Source organism: Acidobacteriota bacterium (genome assembly GCA_040752675.1).
Lineage (GTDB): Bacteria > Acidobacteriota > Polarisedimenticolia > JBFMGF01 > JBFMGF01 > JBFMGF01.
The window spans coordinates 1-19,073 of record JBFMGF010000095.1 but is presented as its reverse complement, the minus strand read 5'-3'; the positions used below and the strand labels follow the sequence as shown (position 1 = coordinate 19,073).

General features: G+C 47.4%; 8 protein-coding genes and 1 pseudogene. 8 read left to right on the top strand and 1 reads right to left on the bottom strand.

Annotated features, from left to right (window positions below; translation table 11 throughout):
* Positions 1–10: 10 nt before the first annotated feature.
* Positions 11–862 (bottom strand): annotated as a pseudogene (locus AB1756_08750) (IS1380 family transposase).
* 541 nt (positions 863–1,403) lie between these two features.
* On the opposite strand from AB1756_08750, the gene AB1756_08745 reads away from it, so the two are divergent.
* The 8 genes from AB1756_08745 (at position 1,404) to AB1756_08710 (ending at position 18,753) form a co-directional block, all read left to right on the top strand.
* Positions 1,404–1,964 carry an RNA polymerase sigma factor gene (locus tag AB1756_08745; GenBank protein MEW5807418.1) on the top strand — a complete coding sequence of 187 codons (561 nt, stop codon included), beginning with the start codon at positions 1,404–1,406 and terminating at the stop codon, positions 1,962–1,964.
* Positions 1,965–1,976: 12 nt separating this feature from the next.
* The gene (locus AB1756_08740; protein MEW5807417.1) at positions 1,977–2,513 is read left to right on the top strand and encodes a zf-HC2 domain-containing protein; all 537 of its coding nucleotides are present in this window, start codon (positions 1,977–1,979) and stop codon (positions 2,511–2,513) included.
* A 329-nt stretch (positions 2,514–2,842) separates the two neighbouring features.
* Complete coding sequence (locus tag AB1756_08735) at positions 2,843–3,973, top strand: polymer-forming cytoskeletal protein (protein ID MEW5807416.1); 1,131 nt, start codon at positions 2,843–2,845, stop codon at positions 3,971–3,973.
* A gap of 240 nt (positions 3,974–4,213) precedes the next feature.
* The gene (locus AB1756_08730) at positions 4,214–4,393 is read left to right on the top strand and encodes a hypothetical protein (GenBank protein ID MEW5807415.1); all 180 of its coding nucleotides are present in this window, start codon (positions 4,214–4,216) and stop codon (positions 4,391–4,393) included.
* Positions 4,394–4,544: 151 nt separating this feature from the next.
* Positions 4,545–7,526: a helicase-related protein gene (locus AB1756_08725; GenBank protein MEW5807414.1), complete on the top strand. Its 2,982-nt coding sequence runs from the start codon at positions 4,545–4,547 to the stop codon at positions 7,524–7,526.
* An 83-nt stretch (positions 7,527–7,609) separates the two neighbouring features.
* A complete protein-coding gene (locus tag AB1756_08720; GenBank protein MEW5807413.1) occupies positions 7,610–11,605 on the top strand; it encodes an N-6 DNA methylase in 3,996 nt (1,331 codons plus the stop codon).
* A 94-nt stretch (positions 11,606–11,699) separates the two neighbouring features.
* Positions 11,700–13,385, top strand: coding sequence for an ATP-binding protein (locus tag AB1756_08715; protein MEW5807412.1), 1,686 nt, complete (start codon positions 11,700–11,702; stop codon positions 13,383–13,385).
* A 133-nt stretch (positions 13,386–13,518) separates the two neighbouring features.
* Positions 13,519–18,753, top strand: coding sequence for a DEAD/DEAH box helicase (locus tag AB1756_08710; protein ID MEW5807411.1), 5,235 nt, complete (start codon positions 13,519–13,521; stop codon positions 18,751–18,753).
* The last annotated feature ends 320 nt before the right edge of the window (positions 18,754–19,073 follow it).

Below are 19,073 nucleotides of genomic sequence, written 5' to 3'. Positions count from 1 at the left end.
TTCATAAAAATTACATCACTCGAAGTTTGTCGATCTTTTTCAGGGCAGTTTCGAACTGCTCCCGATAATGATAATCCTGAGGTAAAGCCAGGATATTCTGGCTCCCCTTCTTGGTCAGCTTGGCTGGCAAGACCAAGAAATCCGTTCGGATAGTCTCCAGGGTTGTATAAAGATGCTCTTTGGGAAGGCACAATCTTTTGAACCAATGAACGATGTTGTAAGCAAAAAGAAGTATCTGGAAGAAGGCCACATTGGCGATCCAATCGTCCGTTGGAATCTTGCCCAAAGGATAATCGTAGAGGAGTTCTTGGATATTTTTCTCTATGGTGGCTCTCTTGGCATAGAACTCCCAGACCCTCCAGGGATGGGCCTTCAGATTGGTGACCAGGACATGGTAGACATACTTTCGATCTTTGAAAAGCGTCAGCGGTTTGGCCTCGATGGGGTCTTCTGGAATGGGGCGTCGCACCACAATGAATCGATGAGCGGTATTCCACCGGAATGGCTGATATCGGAATTCCCCGGCTTCCCAACCATGAGAAAGCTTTTTGAAACGACACGCTCTTGCTCGAGATTTGATCGTAGCATGTTCCTTGGCCACAATCGCATAGCCACATCCAGCCGAGTCGAGGTACTCGATGACCCTTCGGCAAAAGAACCCTGAGTCGGCTCGAATCCGAATCCGGGATCGGGTAATATGCTTGGGAGCTTTGGCGAAACAGCGCTTGAGGAATGGCACAGCTCCTGTACTGGTCGCTGCATCTCCTGGCCTCAGGCTCCCATGCCAGAACTCCTGGAGATGCGCCTCGAAACACAAAAGGGGATGATAGGAGCGTCTGCCCCGTTTCTTGGGATTGTATCCTGCCCTGGCGAACTGTGTTTACTTCTCAAAATAATCTATTCCTATAGAAAAATGATTGTCAATAGGGAATGAAGGGGAAGAAAAAGCTAATTCGCAAAGCCCTTGCGGGTAATCCTGGTGAGCTGCTCACGACTGATGGCACGTCTTTCCGATCTTTTGGCAATCGCTGCGCGGTGATTTTCCGGAGGCTGACCAAAACCTTCAAGGAAGCCCTCCGGGGCCAGCTTTATGAGGTCACCAAAAGGCTATCCGGCCGTTCGAATGTTGAGAAATCATGGTGGTGGTCTAAGGAAGTCACCCATCCTCCTGGCAGGCCTTCTGAGCTTCGCTCCCGAAATCAAAGAATAAATCAATCTCTTTTGATGATGAATTCTGTCTTGATTGATAGAGAAGTATGGGGACTCTGTTCCCCTTTGACGGGGATGCTGGAATGGAAGGTCAGCTGGCTCAGTGATACACTTCCTTTCGGTGACCTACTTTGACCACCGCTGGAAGATTTTTTGTAATCCTTCTTTGATCCTGGCGTAATATAGGGTGTGACATGAAAGAATCACAGATCATTTCTGCTGTTCAGGACTGTCTCAATGGAAAGAAAGAATCTTTTGGTCACATCGTGGAGGTCTTTCAGAACCCGCTCTTCCGGTTCTGCTTTCACCTTCTGGGTTCCACAGAGGATGCCAGGGACGCTCTATCGGAGGTCTTCATGAAAACGTTTTCATCCCTCGCGCGCTACGATCAGAATCAACCCTTCTCCGGCTGGATCTATCGGATTGCTTACAACCATTGCATGGATCACCTCAGAAAGAGGAAGCGGGAAAAGGCATTTCTCCAATCCCAGCGCTCTCTTTCCCGTTCTCGCTCTTCGTTCCTGCCGCGCACGGAGGCCCACGACCTGAAGAATTTAGAGATGGAGAGAATGACCCGCGCCTTGAAAAAGCTTCCCGCCAGGTACCTGAGCTCCCTACTTCTTCGATATCACCTTGATCTTCCCTATGCCGACATTGCCCGGATCATGAATGAGCCGATCAGCACCGTTAGAATTCTGATTTTCAGAGGCAAGAAGGAATTAAGGAAAATCATGACTCAAGAAAGATGGAAATGATGGAGATCATCCATGAAATGTATTGATGAAAAAATCTACTCCGCCTATCTGGATGAAGAAGTGAATGAGAAGATGAGAGAAGCAATCTCTTCCCATCTGGAGTCCTGCCCGCGTTGCCGCGCCCTCGTGGAAGGTCTCAAGAGGGAAAATCTCATGATGAGGGAAGCCTTCCAGATCCCCTTGCCGGAGATCCAGCTCGTGGAAGAGCTCAAGGAGCGCATTCAAGCGATGGAAACTCCAGTGATCATCAACGGGAAGCGGTTCTCCACCACCCTTTACTCGTTGTTGATCCTTTCAGGGATGATTGTTCCCCTTCTTGCGGTTCATCTCTTTTCAGGTTCTGTGGAGGATTTTTTGGGGCCATTTTCCTTTATCGCATCACCCATATCCCTTCTCTTCAATGCCTTTCACCTGTTCAAAGATATCATCCTGAGAACCACCTTGATCGACATGGTCAGGCTCTTTTTACTTCTCTTCCTGCCGGTTCTGATCGTCGCCTTCTGGTTGAGCTTCTTTTTCAGGAAAAGGTACGAACCAATACCGCCATAAGGAGGATGTAAAAAACGTTCAAGCATTATTGTGAAACGACACTGATTTGAACCTCTCATGAATAAAATTATTCATATTCGATGGATGAGCAACCATTTTAGAAGCAGTTTGACATGGCTGTGATCAACTGTATTTTTTTGAGTCAACATCTTAAAAGTGTTTTAAGATAATTTTTCTGGTTGAAGGTTAACTTCATTCATGATGAAACTTTGGTAAATTTTATAAAAGCATCGATAAAACAAAGCTTTTTGGCACTTAAGAAATTTATATTTGATGGGGAATTTTTAAATTTTTTGCCAAATTTCAGCAACAATTATGGGAGATCTGAAATGAAAAAGATATTGATTCTCAACCTGACCGTATTTATTTTGATCCTGGCCCTTTCAGCCACCATTCAGGCTTCGACTCACAAAGGGGATCGATATGTGACTGTTCCGAAAGATGAGATTCATGAAGGAGACCTCCTCCTCACGGGTGAAACCGTAACAGTTGATGGAACGGTCACAGGGGATCTGTTTGCTTTCTGCCGCTCCCTTGACATCAACGGCACGGTGAAAGGAGACATCATCGCCTTTGCCCAGAATATCGCCGTGCGAGGTGCGGGAGAGGATGATGTCCGCGCTTTTGCGGAAAGCGTTCTCATTTCCGGTCTTGTGAAAAAGAATGTCACTTCCTTCTGCAGAAATCTCCTCGTCACTCAGGAGGGAACGATCAAACAGAATATCAGGTTTGGCTGTGAGGAATTGAGGCTGAAAGGAAAGGTGGCAGGCTCTGTCTCCGGTGGGGCAGATTCCTTCACACTGGATGGGGAGGTGGGAAGGGACGCTCGAGTGAAGGGAAACAAGATTACGATCTCGCCGACAGCCCACATCGGAGGGGATCTAAAAGCCACCGGACATCTGATTGACATCTCTTCCGATGCCGTGATCGAGGGGGAGATCATCAAGGGGGCTTTGAAAGGAAAAAAGGAATCAAGTTCCTGGACCAGACGCGCCTTTTCCTTATTCTTCAGATTGATCTGGTTATTGGCCTCCCTCATCATCGGCGTCATCCTGATGAAATTGATGCCCAGAGTCTCGCAAAGAATCGTCTCCCAGGTTCAGCAGTACTGGAAAAGTCTGGGAATCGGTTTTGTGGCTCTGATCTTCACACCAATCGCAAGCCTCATCGTGGCGATCACTCTGATCGGACTCCCGCTGGGCCTTTTGAGCTTGACGCTCTATTTTGCCCTTCTCTATCTCTCCACGATCTTCGTCGGGATGGTGATCGGGATGCTGATCCTTCGGTCCTTCGGCAAACCCTTTGAACTCTCCTTGACGGCCATGATGGTGGGACTGCTTGTGCTTCATATTCTCTTTTTCGTTCCCTACCTTGGATTCGCCGCTCGTATCATCTCATTGATTCTCGGGATGGGGATGATCACTCTGGGAGGGTTTCAATTCCTGCGCGAATCCGCCTGATTTCTGAAGGACCACCTCGATGGAATACTCCCCATCGCTGTTTTGAAAAACCGACCGATAAAGTTGGCGCCTGCGTAATTGTTACCTCTCTTGACAATCGTTTTTCCGCAGGAATATCATGATTGAGCAATACGACTCTTGTCGATGGGGTATCAATAGAGAAAAGAAATAAACGAGCACGCATGGCCTTGTCATGCTGCGAAAGTTCAATTCAGCTCTTATGAAAATACGGAGGAGATCATGCCTGCCATTGCATCTCTTGAAGATCTGAGAGCTGCTCAAAAAGAGCTTCTGGAAGCAAAAACCATTAACGAGTTGAAAGAAACATTTAAAAAATGGCGCCGAATCGGTTGGAAAAATCTCTGCAAACTCTGGCTGGAGGAACAGACCCCTGAACAGTTGAAGGGTGAGGAGAAATAATCGACGAAATACAAGTCAGCAAGGTAATCTAAAGATATGAATCAAAGCATGAAGCTATGTCTTTAATATTGCAATTTTTATCTTAATGGATTAAAGATCCATGCAAATCCAAGCCAATGAAAGAGTCCTGATCCGAGATCGGATCTGGCGTGTGAAAAAGATTCAACCGTTAAGAGATGATGTCAGGCTTATTGAGATTGAATCACTTGAAGAAGGAGAGCCTCGATCGCTTTCCCTTGTCGTTCCACCAGAAGAAATCACCCCCTTGCCAACGGAAGATCTCAGATTCGATTTAAGAGGTCTGAGCCCCTATGCGCCATGGGCTCAAGCCCATAGGCTGATGGCTACAACTATGATCAAAGAAACAGGCCTGCTTTCCGCGGCTCGTTTTGGGCGTATCAACCTTGAAGCTTACCAGATCGCACCTACTTTGAGACTCTTGGCCAAACCGCATATGAGTCTCCTTATTGCCGATGATGTCGGTCTCGGAAAAACGATTGAAGCGGGTCTCGCTATGCTTGAGTTAATAGCCCGCGGGAGGACAAAAAGAATTTTGATTGTCACTCCGCCCGGCCTTCTTGATCAATGGAACGATGAACTTTATGAAAAATTTGGCCTCGATTTTACTGTGATAGAAAATCAAGCTGGGCTCTTAAGGGTTCAGACAGGTCTTCCTTCAGGAGTCAGCCCATGGGATGTCCTTCCAAGAATTCTGACCTCCATGGATTATATCAAGAAAGAAACTATCCGGAATCGTGCGCTACGCAAGAGGTGGGACCTCATCATTGTCGATGAAGCCCATGCCCTGGCGGAATCTGGAACCCCCATGAACCCATACCAAACCCAGCGCACCCGATTGGGCATGGCACTGAGAGAGGCATCGAGAAGTCTCCTTTTGTTGACAGCTACTCCTCATAATGGTTACATCCACTCATTCCGATCCTTGATCGAACTTGTTGAGCCAACCGCAGCAACCTTTCATGGCTCCAAAGAATCGATACATCGCAGGATTGAAAAAAGCATGATCCGCAGGATGAAGGCACAAATCAAGAGGCGTCTTCAAGATGGGAGTGAGGAAGATGTCTTTCCTGCCCGCTTTGTCAAAGGGATCCCTGTCCCTTCTGATGAGAAAACAATGCAGCTCCTCCATAAAGTTGCCTCCTATTGCTCCAAAACGACGCGAGCCTCTCGAGAGGAAGAAGATGCTGATCTTGTCGCTTTCGCCATGCAGATCGTTAAGAAAAGAGCCCTATCAAGCCGCTTTGCTCTTGAGAAAACGATTGAGCACCGTCTGGAAGCTTTGAAGAAAGAAGAGGCCCGCCAGGAAAGACCCTCTCCATCGGAAATCCGGGATTTACAGGCAGGCCTGCCTCTAGGTGATGCCGCTGCAGAGCGGACAGCTCAGCGTATCTTGCGTTCTGCTATACCAAGGGATGAACGGCGCCGCCGCAACGAGATCCGAGCCCTCAATAGTATTCGGAAACTACTTAGATCTCTCACTCAAACCGACCAAAAAATTCAGACTCTTGTAAAAGAACTTGAGAAGCTTTTCGCCGCCAATCCTTCAGAAAAAGTCATCGTCTTTACGGAATATCTGGACACGTTGCATTCCATAAGAGACATTTTTAACACCATAACTTCTCTCAATGAGCGGTTCTGCATCCTTCGCGGTGGTCTGAGCCGGCGACAGAGGATAAGGATTCAAGAGATCTTTGAACAGCCGGATACCAGGGTTCTCTTAGCTACCGATGCAGCCAGTGAGGGTCTCAATCTTCAGCGTTCCTGCCACAGGGTGATTCATTTCGAGCTTCCTTGGAACCCGAATCGTCTTGAGCAGAGAAATGGGCGGGTAGACCGCTATGGTCAAACTCACTCCCCGGAGATCCGCTACCTTTATTATCCGGGAAGTGCTGAAGAGGATGTTCTCCATCGCTTAATTGAGAAGATTGAGCAAATCCGCATGGACCGCGTCTCAACACCCGACATTCTTGGAGTGCTTATAGGCGCAGGGGAGCTGGAAAGCGGGCTTGTCGATCTCGATCCTGAATCAGCCGAGCTTGAAGAGGCCAAGCGAAGCCTGGTGCAACACTTTGAGGATAGAACTGCAGAGTTTGTGCACAACGTTCAACCACTGCTCAGCACTGGAGATAGCCAGAAAAAAGAGATAGAAGAGCTGCTTGATTTACTGGATACCGCCACACCACTCATGCCGAATGATCTGGAACTGGAGATATTGGTGAGGGACATCTTGGGATCAGAATCCATGGCACCAACAAAAGATACAGGAATTTTCCAAATTCAAGTTCCTCTGGCCTACCGTGGACCAGAAGTCAAAGCCTTTTATCCTTCCGCCACTTTTCGAAGGCAGGTAGCCTCTCACCATCGCGCCGATGAAGTTGAATTCATCACACCCCTCCATCCGCTCATTCAAGCGATGTCAGAAGAGGTACGCAGGCGATTTCTTTATGTCTATCCGGAAGAGCGAGGACTCCCCGTCAGACGCCTGGCCGCTTTACAGATAGAGGAAACGGAACCGGTTTCGATCCTTTTTACATTTTACGGCAGAGTTCAGGGAGGAGGAGGCCTTCTTGAAGAATGTCTCATTCCCATTCGCATAGGCAGAGATGGAAAAATATTAGGAAAGCCCGAGCAGAACATCTGTTTTCTTTTCTATAGAAAAAGAATGGGAGATACAAGCACTGAGGCCATTGAGAAATTATTCGGATCAATCTTCGATCATCTTTCATCGCTAGCGCTTGAATCTGCAACTCATTATCTGAATGAACGCGCAGAGGCTCTGAGCCATGAAAGAAAAACCCAGGCAGAAATCCTGCGGGCGGAGCTAAATAAAGATCTCGAAGATCGGCTCCAGGAGATTGATGAAGAGGAAAAACGATCTCGAGGACTCGTGGAAAAAGAAACGGGGCAACGGCTCTTATCTTTTTTTGAAAAAGCACCATCCAGGGGTTTTCAGACGCGCCGGGCCGTGGTTTTAAATCAGATAGAAGAAAGGAAAAAGGAGATTGAGCTTTTTGAGAAAATTGAAGCTCCCCTTCCGCCAAAGCCCCTTGGTGCGCTCTTTCTTATTCCTGAATCGGAATCAGAAAATACTTCTTATTTAGAAAAAGACTAAGCAGGACGATGGCCTTTAATCACTTGCAAAATGTTCATGGATTCTTTTCCGATTATTACCTCGGAAGTATCTTTGGCAGAGGTATGGGAAGAGGAAAGAAAAAGAGGCTTTCTGATCGTGAGACGGATCAGGCCTATTTGCGCTTTTTCAGAATCTATCAGAAAGCGGAAGGAAAATCTGATGATCGCACTTTCTGCCGGGAGAAGTTCATAAGACCATTGTTGAGAGATGTGCTTGGGTTTCATTTAGGGCAGGGTGAAGACAGTATCCATGGATTATTCTTTTCAGCAGAGGCCGAGGCACGAGGAGAAAAACCTTTATTGATTTGCTATTGCGGAGGGTGGGATGAAAATCTCGATGCAGGGCATGGAAGAAGTCAACCCGCACATAGATTGCAGGAGTTCCTCTCACGCATAGGCATTAGCCACGGCATTTTGGTCACCGGTGAGTCTCTTCGTCTCATTCGGGCACCGGGTGAAGGACCAAGACGGGCTTATCTTGAAATTGATCTCGAGGGTCTTGCTGAGGAAGATGATCCGGAATCTTTTGCCGCTTTTTATCTCCTCCTGTCCTCATCGAATTTCCATCCCGATTCAGAAGGCCATCTTGCCATCGAAGAGATTGAGCGAGAAAGCCGGGCCCATGCGGAAAAAGTTTCTGAGGAACTCAAGGAAGCCGTCTTCACATCATGCGAAACTCTTGTTCAAGGATTGATCGAAGATGCTAGCGTCCGGGGCAAAATAGCTGATCTGACGACCCTAACAGATTCGGAGCTTCGGAAATTCCGGGATGCCTCGCTGACTGGACTTTACAGGATTCTTTTCATCCTTTATGCTGAATCCAGGGATCCGCGCCTCGCAGAACATCAGATTTACCATCAGGCCTATTCCCTGAACGGTCTATTAGATGAGCTCCTCCGCTATCCCGAAAGAAGCTGGCCGGGGAATCGTTGCAGTCTCTGGTTACGTCTTAAAGCCCTCTTTCATATCTATGATGAAGGTCTTGATGCCATCACTCCCTGGGAAAACATCCCCCCTCGGGGTGGCGATTTTTTCAGCTCTTCAACGCATGAAGGCAGGATTCTCGAGAAGGCGCACCTTTCGGACCGGGTCGTTGCTCAACTGCTTCTCAAACTCGCCACGACGCTGCCCCGGAGAGGGGTTGGAAGGGAGCGAGTCTCTTTTCGGGAACTGGATATCGAGCAGCTGGGGGCGGTTTATGAAGGGTTGCTAGAATATGAGCCAAAGATAGCGAAAGAGACAACATTTGAGATTCGCGTTCAGGGAAAAACCTATGCTTTGCCCCCACAGGAAGTCATCCGCCTTTGTGAGGAAAAGAATCTAAGAATTACGGGAAACCCTGATCTCATCTCCGGCACAGAATTAGAGGCCCTTCACCCTGAGTTTCAGGGAGAAGAAGATAATAGCGATATCTCTATCGAGGAAGAAGCAGTAAGAGAGGAACCGGAGGATGAAGAACTTGAGGATGAAGAGGAGGAAGAGCGCGCCATAAGGCGGGGCACACCAGGAAGGGTTCTTCGCAAATTCGAGCCTGGAACGTTCTATTTCATTCCGGGTTCTGCCAGAAAAGGTTCAGGGACATTCTACACACCCCGTCCCCTTGTTCAGGATCTCGTCAGCTATGCCCTGGAGCCTCTCATTGAAGGAAGAACATCTGCGGAGATGTTACAGCTTCGCATTCTTGATCCTGCTTGTGGAAGTGCTCATTTTCTTGTGGAAGCCATGAGGTTTTTAGGAAGGGAATTACACCGTGCCTACACTCAAGAATCCGGCAAGAACAGCCCTCCCGATTTTCAAAGCACAACAGGAATGGGATGGGATGAGAACTGGGAGGCTTCGGATGAAGAAGCACGAGTCAGCAACTCAGAAGCTCGGGCCTGGTGCAAGAGGAGAATTGCAGAACGCTGTCTTTTTGGAGTGGACCTGAACCCCACAGCTGTTGCCCTTGCCCGCGTGGCGCTCTGGATTGAATCAATGGCAGGCGATCGGCCACTGACCTATTTTGAACACCATATCCGATGCGGCAATTCCCTTCTTGGTTCATGGCTCAAACGCCTCGACCAGCCGCCACTTCCCTCCATGTCAGGAAACGAACATTCCTCCCAACAGGATCTTTTTGCTGATATCGTGCGAGAAAAAGTAAGCGAAGCTGCTGAGATCAGGCGTCTGATCGATGAAGCCGATCGGGAAGCTCTCATCCAGGAAGGCATCGATCCAGAAAGTATCAAAGAGCAAAGGTTCAAGGAAGCTCAGAGAGAAAAGGCAGAAAAGATACTATCCAGTGCTCATTTGCTTTTTGATCTACGGTCGGCATCTGCGTTTATTCCAGAGATCTGGGACGAATGGCAAACATTGTGCAGCTTCATTTCTGAACCCAGTCGCCTTGAGAGTTATGTCCAATCCCGGGCTTGGTTTGATTCCTTCAAGAATATATGCCAGCGCGAGCGTTTTTTTCACTGGGAACTCGAATTTCCTGAAATTTTCTTTGATTCAGATGGAGGGAGATTCAATGCTGTCCTTGGAAATCCACCATGGGACAAGATCAAACCTGACAAGAAAGAATTCTACAGCCGTTACGATATCCTGATCAGAGCCTATGTTGGAGGTGATCTTGACCGAAGAATATCAGAACTGGAAAAAGATAGGATCGGATTGAATGTGGAATTTGCTGATTACAAGAAAAAGGTCAAAACAGTTGCGGCCTGTTTGAAGAATGGAGGAGATTATAATTTCCAGGACTGGGAAGTGGATGGAAAAAGCACCGGCGGTGACCCAGACATCTTCAAATTTTTTGTCGAAAGGGCTTACCAGGTAACTCAAGAAGATGGACGAGTTGGCTTTGTCGTCCCTTCAGCCATTTACAACAATGAGGGGTGCACAGGCTTGCGGCATCTTCTCCTAGACGAAGCAGAGATCGAAAGATTCTACGCTTTTGAAAACAGGAAGAAAATCTTTCCCATTGATTCACGATATAAATTTGTGAATCTTGTTTTCCGAAAGACTGGTTCTCCAGTAGGAAAATCCTCTGCGCAAAGTGAAACATCAGGCGGATTTCAAGCAGCTTTCATGCGTCATGAGCTTGACGAGCTTTCTGATTTCACCCCAAAACCATGGATGGTCTGGATCAGAAAAGAGGAGCTGAAGAAGCTCTCCCCTGGCACACTGGCATTTCTCGAATACAGAAACCCCAAAGACCGTGAAATTCTCCTCAAAATGTACGGATACGATAGAGAGGGAAATCCGGTCAATCCGAGACCTCTTCTGGGAGATCAGGGTCCTGGCACCTGGAACGCAAAATTTTATACGGAATTTCATATGACCAATGACCGTGACCTCTGGACTGATCCTGCTACCGGCAAGCTGTGGAATCCACGCCAGATACTCGGTAACATCACCGGCACAACTGATCGTTCTCCATACTATGATCCAGCAGCGTACCAGGAAATCCGCGCCCGCATGGCCGAAAAAGGATTCTGGCCCCTCTACGAAGGCAAACACATCGAACAATTCCTTATCAATATCAAACCCATTGAACGATGGGTAAACTTAGGAGCTGTCGTAAAGAAATATGGGAAACCACCCGATGCAAATCCGAAAGGAGTGATAAGAGCAATTGCGAGCAATACAAATGAGCGAACTTGCATCTTAGCCCAACTACCAGAGATGTCGTGTTTTGGTCATTCTTTGTATGGCTACCAAGGAAATGTTGAGCTTCCTATCTGTATAATTTTTCTAAATTCGTTACCTGCTGACTTCTGCTTGAGGTTTCGCGTGTCATCTAATGTAAGCCCTACATATTTGAAAACAATACCTTCAGCTCACTTAGAAGTTGATGAACTCTTTCTAACCAAAATGTCCAAGACTGAATTAAACATAGCTGATATAGGCGATTCTTGGTCCTCTATTTGGTTAATTAACAAAGCTGTAGCTAAGGCATACAATCTAACACCATATGAGTTCGAACATATTCTGAATTCTTTTCCAGTCTTTGCGCGAAAACGGCCTGAATTTTTTAAATACCTTTGTGAGCGCCTCAAAGAGTGGAAGGCGGAACAATAAAAATGAATCGCTTAATCAGCAATAAATGAATAATAAGCAATTATAGAAATATTTCATTATTGACATTTAGTTTACTTATTGTTACATTATTATCATGCGCAGCAAAGAAGAAATCCGTTCAATTCTTAAAAATCTTAATAATCAAACAGCCGATTCTCTCGAGGATGATGATCTCGAATTCAAACCCTGGGATACTGACACCAAGACTCTTCATAGGACTTTGAGAGAAGCAGTGGTATGTTTTGCGAATGCACGTGGCGGAACCATTGTCCTGGGAGTGAAAGATCGAGGCCATTCTCGAAAGGAAGCAATCCAAGGGGTTGGTAGGTACGACATTGCAGGCTTAAGGCGGGCTGTCTATGATGGCACGGAACCTCATATTCTCGTTGAGATTGAAGAATTGGTCGAGCCAGAAGGGACTCTTCTGTTGGTCCATGTTCCCAAGGGGATGCCTCCCCATACCACAAGTGATGGCGTTGCAAAGATCAGGATAGGCAAGGAATGTAAGCCCCTTACGGGTAGAACTTTTGCTCAGCTTCTGGCAGCTGGGGGACAGCGGGACCCAACAGCGGAAATTATCGAAAGATCCACTGATAAGGACCTCGATCCATCTGAAATCCAGAATCTTCGCAGAATTATCCTGCATGAGGCACAGAATCAGGAACTTGCTAGACTTGAAGACCGCGCTCTCATGGAGGCAATGGGGTTGATCACGAAAGAAGGAGTTACCATTGCCGGGCTTCTCCTCGTAGGGAAGAAAGAATCTATCAATCACCATATTCCTCAGCATGAAATTATTTTTCTCCGATACAAAAGTCCTACCCGCTATGATCAGCGAAAGGATATGCGAAAAGCGCTCCTTTCTGTTTTAGCGGAAATGGAGCAACTTGTCTCGGTGAACAATCGAGTCAAGACCATCCAAGAAGAAGGTTTCGGACAGCTTGAATTCCCTGACCTCTCTTGGGAGGTGGCCAGGGAGGCTGTTCTCAACGCTATTACTCATCGTGATTATTTCCTGCGGCAGGGCATTCAAATCTCTCTTTACAGGGATCGTCTGGAAGTTATAAGTCCTGGTGGTTTTATAGGCGGGATCACTCCGGAAAATGTATTAAGACATCCTCCCGTTCACAGGAATGAACTCCTGGCAAGGACTTTTCAGACTATCGGTCTTGTGAACCGTATAGGCCTTGGAGTGGATAGAATTTATGAGGGCCTTCTCCGCTTAGGCAAAGATATACCTCGCTATGCAGCTGATGAAGCCCATGTGCAGCTCGTTATTCCACTGGAAACCCACGACGGTTTTGCAATATTTGTAGCAGGAGAGGAACGACGAGGACACCACCTTGAGCTTGATGATCTTATTCTTCTCCGTAGATTTCTGAAGACGGCCGTCCTCGATCGCTGGTCCGCAGCCAATGCCCTTCAACTCTCTGAAGAAGAAGCCGCCGCCAGGCTTGTTCGCCTGCGGGGGGCAGGATATCTGATAGTCAGAGGAAGAGGAAGGGGGGCGAGTTATGATCTGAGGATGGATCTAGCAGACCGAATACGAGGAAGAGCCACAGTGGATTCAGACCTCCCGCTGGAAAAGGAGGCGGTCAAGCTACGCATCCTGACCCTTTTGCGTACCCGTGGAAAGCTCACCAATGCGCAAATCAGGCACTTTTCAGGCTTTAGTCGTGTCCAGGTCTATTATCTGGTTAAAGAATTGGAATCTGAAGGAAAGGTACGCTTTGCGGGCAAAGGCAGGGGTGGGCATATTCTCTTGGCAGAGAAAAATTGAATAGTAGCAAAAATGATTCAATCGGAAATGCTCAAAACGCTCCAATGAGCATTTTGGAAATGTTTAACCTCATAATCGCTTATTTGAAGCGTTTCTGGGAGAAAAGTCCTCGCTTTTTCAGGAGCTTAGAACAATGAAAGTATCTGCCATCTCCTGTGTCCGCCATTTAATCGATGAATACCGCAGGTTTCTGAGAACGTCCTATCGCTTTCTCGACCCTCATCTAAAAAAACAGTTCGAGGAACATCTGGCAAAAGTCGATGTGGTCGTCAAAGGGCCTTATGTTACGCTCACACATGACTATGAACAGAGAGAGACTCTTCATGAACTCGTGAATTCAGGGGAGGCTGATCGGGCGCTGTTGAAAGCCAATTGGCCCTTTGGGAAAGAGCGTCTCTATCATCACCAAGTCAAAGCTTTTAAGGCAGGAAGGAAGGAAAAATCTTTTGTCGTGACGACAGGCACGGGCTCCGGAAAGACTGAGGCATTTCTTCTTCCTGTCATGGACGGGATTTTGAAGCGAAAGAGATCTGGAGTAAAAGGCCTTCAAGCCATTTTCCTCTATCCTATGAATGCTCTTGCTAACGATCAGCTTGAACGACTCCGGCGACTATTGCGAGGAACCGGGCTTGACATCTCCTTTGCCCTTTACACAGGGGATAGCGACACTGCTACCCAAAGACTCTCGGAAGAACCTGCTGAAACGGAAAGGTTAACACGAGCTCAAATTCGCCAAAAACCTCCCGATATTCTCCTCACGAACTATAAACAACTCGAATTCCTTCTGGTAAGAAAAGAAGACAGAGCTTTATTCACACCTTCTCTTAAATATCTTGTGCTTGATGAACTTCATGCTTACAGAGGTGCCCTGGCAACAGAGATTTCCTGCCTGATCCGAAGACTGAAAGCACATGCCAGCATTAAATCTGGAGACCTCCTCGGGATAGGAACATCGGCCACCGTGGCTTCGGGGGCAAATGGGTCAGAACGTTTAGCCTTTTTTGCAAGCACCCTCTTTGGTGAGGAGTTTCATGAGGAAGAGATTATCGGAGAAGTTTTGAGGCCTCAACAAGAAGAGAAAGAAGAATGGATTCCTGATCCTCCCAATCTTGATGCGAAAGATGTTTTCAATCTGGATATTGAAGATGACGAGAATATCATAGCGCTTGCCGAGAAGCTTACCGGCCAGAAATGTCGTCAGGAAGGGCTTATTTCTGAAAAAGTGTCAGAAGTCATGTCTGGCAATGCTGTTGTTAAAACGCTCGAAGAGATTTTTTCAAATCCGACAACAATTGAAGGAGCCGTATCGACTTTAAAAGAAAGATTCCCTAACCGGAGCGCTCTTGCTGATGATACCATACAGCGAGAAATTGAAGCTTATCTGCTTGTTGGTAGCATTGGAGATGAAGATCATCCTCCCAGGTTGCGACCCAAACTCCACACATTCTTCCATGGCGTCTATGATGTAGCTCTCTGTCTCAATCCCGACTGCCGGCTCCTTGTTCCCCAGGGAGGAACGCAATGTTACAGGTGTGCGTCAATGGCTCGACCTGCTGCCCTGTGCCGAACATGTGGGCAGGATTTTGTCAAGGTCCGGTTTGAACGCGACCCTGATGATAAACCTGTCGGAACAGGTGATTTTTATAGCGATCAGAACACTGCCTTTCTCACTCATCAGATTCATGAACTGCCGGAAGGATTTGCACCGGATGAAGAAGAATCTGAAGAAAATCAGAAGCGAATGCAAAGGCGAGAAGAGGCAGAGAAAAAACTCGACAGGATCGATTTCTGCCTTGGATGCGGAAGAATTTTGCCTGAGGGTGAAAAATGCAGGGAATGCAATCGCTTTCCCATCTGCCTTCTCATCCATCGGGGAAAGCTGAACACCTGTCCTGCCTGCGGAGACACTTACACTCGGGGCGATATCGTAACACCTTTAAGAACGGGCACAGCCTCTACAGTGTCCGTTCTTTCCACACACCATCTTGAGGGTTTAGAAGGAGGGGATCGGCGCCTTCTCGTTTTCGCCGACAACCGTCAGGATGTAGCCCATCAAGCCGGGTACGCCAGCGATAAACACAGAACTTTTGCCCTGCGCCATGTGATCGCTCAGGAGGTCAAGGGTGCTGGAGATCGAGGTGTCTATCTCCAGGAACTGCCGCAGAGGCTCTTTGATCATTATCGAAAACTTGGAATCATCCCGCGTCGCACGACCCGTCCTGAGCGAGAGCGCTGGTTGGATGCCTTCAGTTATGAAACCGCCAATGAATTCACTCGCTACAGCCGCCAGCGAGCTTCCCTGGAGAACCTGGGGCTCGTTGCCATTGACTATGAGTTTCTCGATGAGATATTGAATAGTGAATCTTTCCTAGAAGCATCAAGGCGAGCAGGACTAGAGATTTCAGAATCCTATAATCTTGTTCGTGCAATTCTCGATGTGATGCGAAAGAACCGTGCTGTTGCTTATGATTTTTTTCAGGAGTATATCGACCCGGCCAGAAAGAGAAGATACCGAGAACTGGAATCTGAACCTTACAATGTCCGTTTTCCTGACAGGGATCGAACCCCAAAGGCTTTTGCCCTGAATCGACCCGCTCACATAAGAAGTTCCGGTCGTTTGATGGGTTTCTATCAGGAAAATCCGAGAGCCGGTCAACTTACGGCATCCCAGAAGTTAGTTGATCGTCTGTTGCGAAGTCGAGAGAAAGCTGAAGAATTCATCTGTGCTGTTGTCCCTATTCTGGAATCGCTTGGCATTCTGGTAGCAGTAAAAAATTTCCCGATTCCTAGAAATGAAATGGTCCAGGGATTAAAGCCGCTCCAAATTGACCCTCGGCTCATTTTCCTCGTTGAGCCAGAAGAAGGTTACCGTTGCAACGCTTGTCAAACATGGAGGCCTTATGACCTACCCACCTGCCCCACACCGAAATGTTCACAGGGAAAGTTGCAAAAGACAGAATTAGACTCCGATAATTACTACATCAGACTCTACTTGGATCACCCGCCTATGAGGATGAAGATGGCGGAGCATAGCGCCCAGATCTCAGGAGAAGAGAGGGCCACCCGAGAGACCGATTTCAAAGAAGGACGCTTGGATGCCCTCGTTTGCACACCAACTCTGGAACTTGGCGTGGATATTGGACCATTGCTTTCCATCGTTCTTCGCAATGCTCCTCCCACTCCGACAAATTATATTCAGAGGGTAGGAAGAGCGGGACGCCGATTGCGGATTGGATTTGTCTCAACCTTCTGCGCTGGAGGATCTCATGACAGGCATGCTTTTGAGAATCCTTCTTGGCTTGTGGCCGGGCAGTTCGATCCACCGAAAGTACGTCTTGATAATCCCTATGTGGTTTACCGCCATCTTCGTTCTTATCTCATGGAATGTATCGAAGCCCAACTGCCAAACCGCATGGGGGAATTGCTGGATAATATCAGAACGCCTTCCCGATGGAAGAAAGAAGATTTACAGCCTTTATTTGAGCAGGTGAAAACTCAGAAAAAAGATCTCATTTCGCGAATCAGCCAGCTCTTTGCCCATGACAGAGACGTAGAAAGAATAGATCGTTATGGCATGGATGAAGCGAAAGAGATTGTAGAACACTTCGAAGCAGACTTATGCACGATCATGGAGCGATGGTGGCAAAGGGTGCGACATCTCGATCGGGAGTTCCACGAATATTCCACCATTGGTTCCCCCCGTCATGACGAGAAAAAGGCCTCAGCTCGCAAACGAGCTTATCGAGAAATTACGGAAGACCCGGAAAGGGCTTATACTTTAAACTATCTTTCGACTCAGGGATTCCTTCCTGCCTATCAATTTCCCGTGGATACCTATAGTTTGGACCCAGGTGTTTCTGATACGCCTACCCTTTATCGACCATCGTCCATCGCCATTGAGGAATTTGCCCCAGGCAATTTTGTCTATGCTAATGGCCACAAATTGAAATCGATCCGTGTTCTCTTTGCTGGCGGTCCAGGTTCTGGACCAGTTGAGTATGGCCGCTCCGATGCAGAAACCAGCGGCCGTTTAAAGAGTTTCATTTTCTGTAAGAATTGTGATGAAGTCCTGGAAACAACTCGCAACAGATGCCCGAGATGCAGCGCAGATCTTCCTGCTCCCACCGATACCATTGAGGTGGACTCCTTTGAAGCTGAGGAGTCTCTCCGAATTGGGTCTGACGAAGAATCGCGGCAGCGCAGATATTATGTTCGGAGGGAAAGTTTGCTTTCATCCGGGGAAGAGGCCTGTAAGCTTTTTCCTTACCCCATGGCGCCGCTTGAATACAGGAAGTTAGCGGAGATCCTTATTACCAATTGGGGTCATGCCGATTCCAAAACGGGAGAGGGGTTTCGTTTTACGCTGTGCCTGGATTGTGGAAAGCATATGCCTTATGACCTTTCCGATCCCAGCCTTAAGCAGAAAATCGAAAAATGGAATGAGCAGCACTCTCGCTTCTGCCGTGGAAGCCTAGCTTCGGTGATACTTTCCTATCGTTATAAAACGGATTGCATTGCCATGACTGTTCCAGGAAGAGAAGACACAACGCAAATAGGACGCTGGTCTTTCTCACCCAGCCTGGTGACACTTGCTGAAGCAATCCTTGCAGGAGCAGAAAACCTTCTCGAATTGGAGCCTTTTGAACTGAGTGCTTTTGTGAGACCAGCTCCCGGAGGCCAAATGGGGGAGCAAATTGTCATCTATGAAACAGTTCCAGGCGGGGCTGGCTATGTGGAAGAAATGGCCAGAAGGCTTCCTGAGGTGGCACGAGCCGCGCAGCAACGACTCTACGGGCATTTTTGCGCGAAAGCATGCTACCTCTGCTTGAAACACTACCGCAACCAGAAATGGCATCCTTTCTTTGATAAGAATCTGATCCGTGATGTTCTTTTTATCCTGGCAAATCAAGAACCTGTTAAACCCCAGATCTCTTCAACTAATGTCAGTGTAGAAACCCTGAAGGAGATGTTGGAAAAAAGAAAAGAAGAGGCAGCAACAGGAGGATTTGAAGACCCGAGAACGGGCCGGTATCGAAAAGGTAAAATCGAAGAGCCACTTGGGGCTGCCTTAGCAAGGATAGCTGATTTACCGCCTAGTCAAAGGGACCTTGAAATAAAAGATGGTGAACGCCTCATTACAGTTCCAGATTTTGCTTGGGAAGATGTCAAAGTTGCTGTCTATTGTGACGGCTTTGCCGTTCACGGCAACATTGAAACCCTCGAACTTGATGCTCGCAAGAGAAATTGGTTACAAAGTCGCGGATGGGTGGTATTGACTTACTGGGGAAGAACCATACTCAAGGATCCTGATGCCTGCGCTCGCGAGATCGCTGAAATCTACGGCCAACGCCGATACATGCTAAGATGAATGCCAGAATGGAATTAGGAAAAAATCCGGTTCTTATGCTCAAAGTCATCCAAGCTTTCGACCCACTAAATGGGAGATGAACCTCATTTTTTTATTTGCCTTTTATGTAAGAGCCTTTTTCTATCCTGCTTGGCCCAATATCTCTTCAAGTTTCTTGTTTTTCTTTCGCACTGTTCTATCTTGACAATCTTTTTTAAACCTAGTTTGAGCGATTTTTAGCATAAGAAATCCCACCCAATGAGTTATACTGTTGATATGAAACAAAAAACAACAGACAGCAACTTTGCTGTCCTTAACCCATAGGGTGGGAGGAAATCATG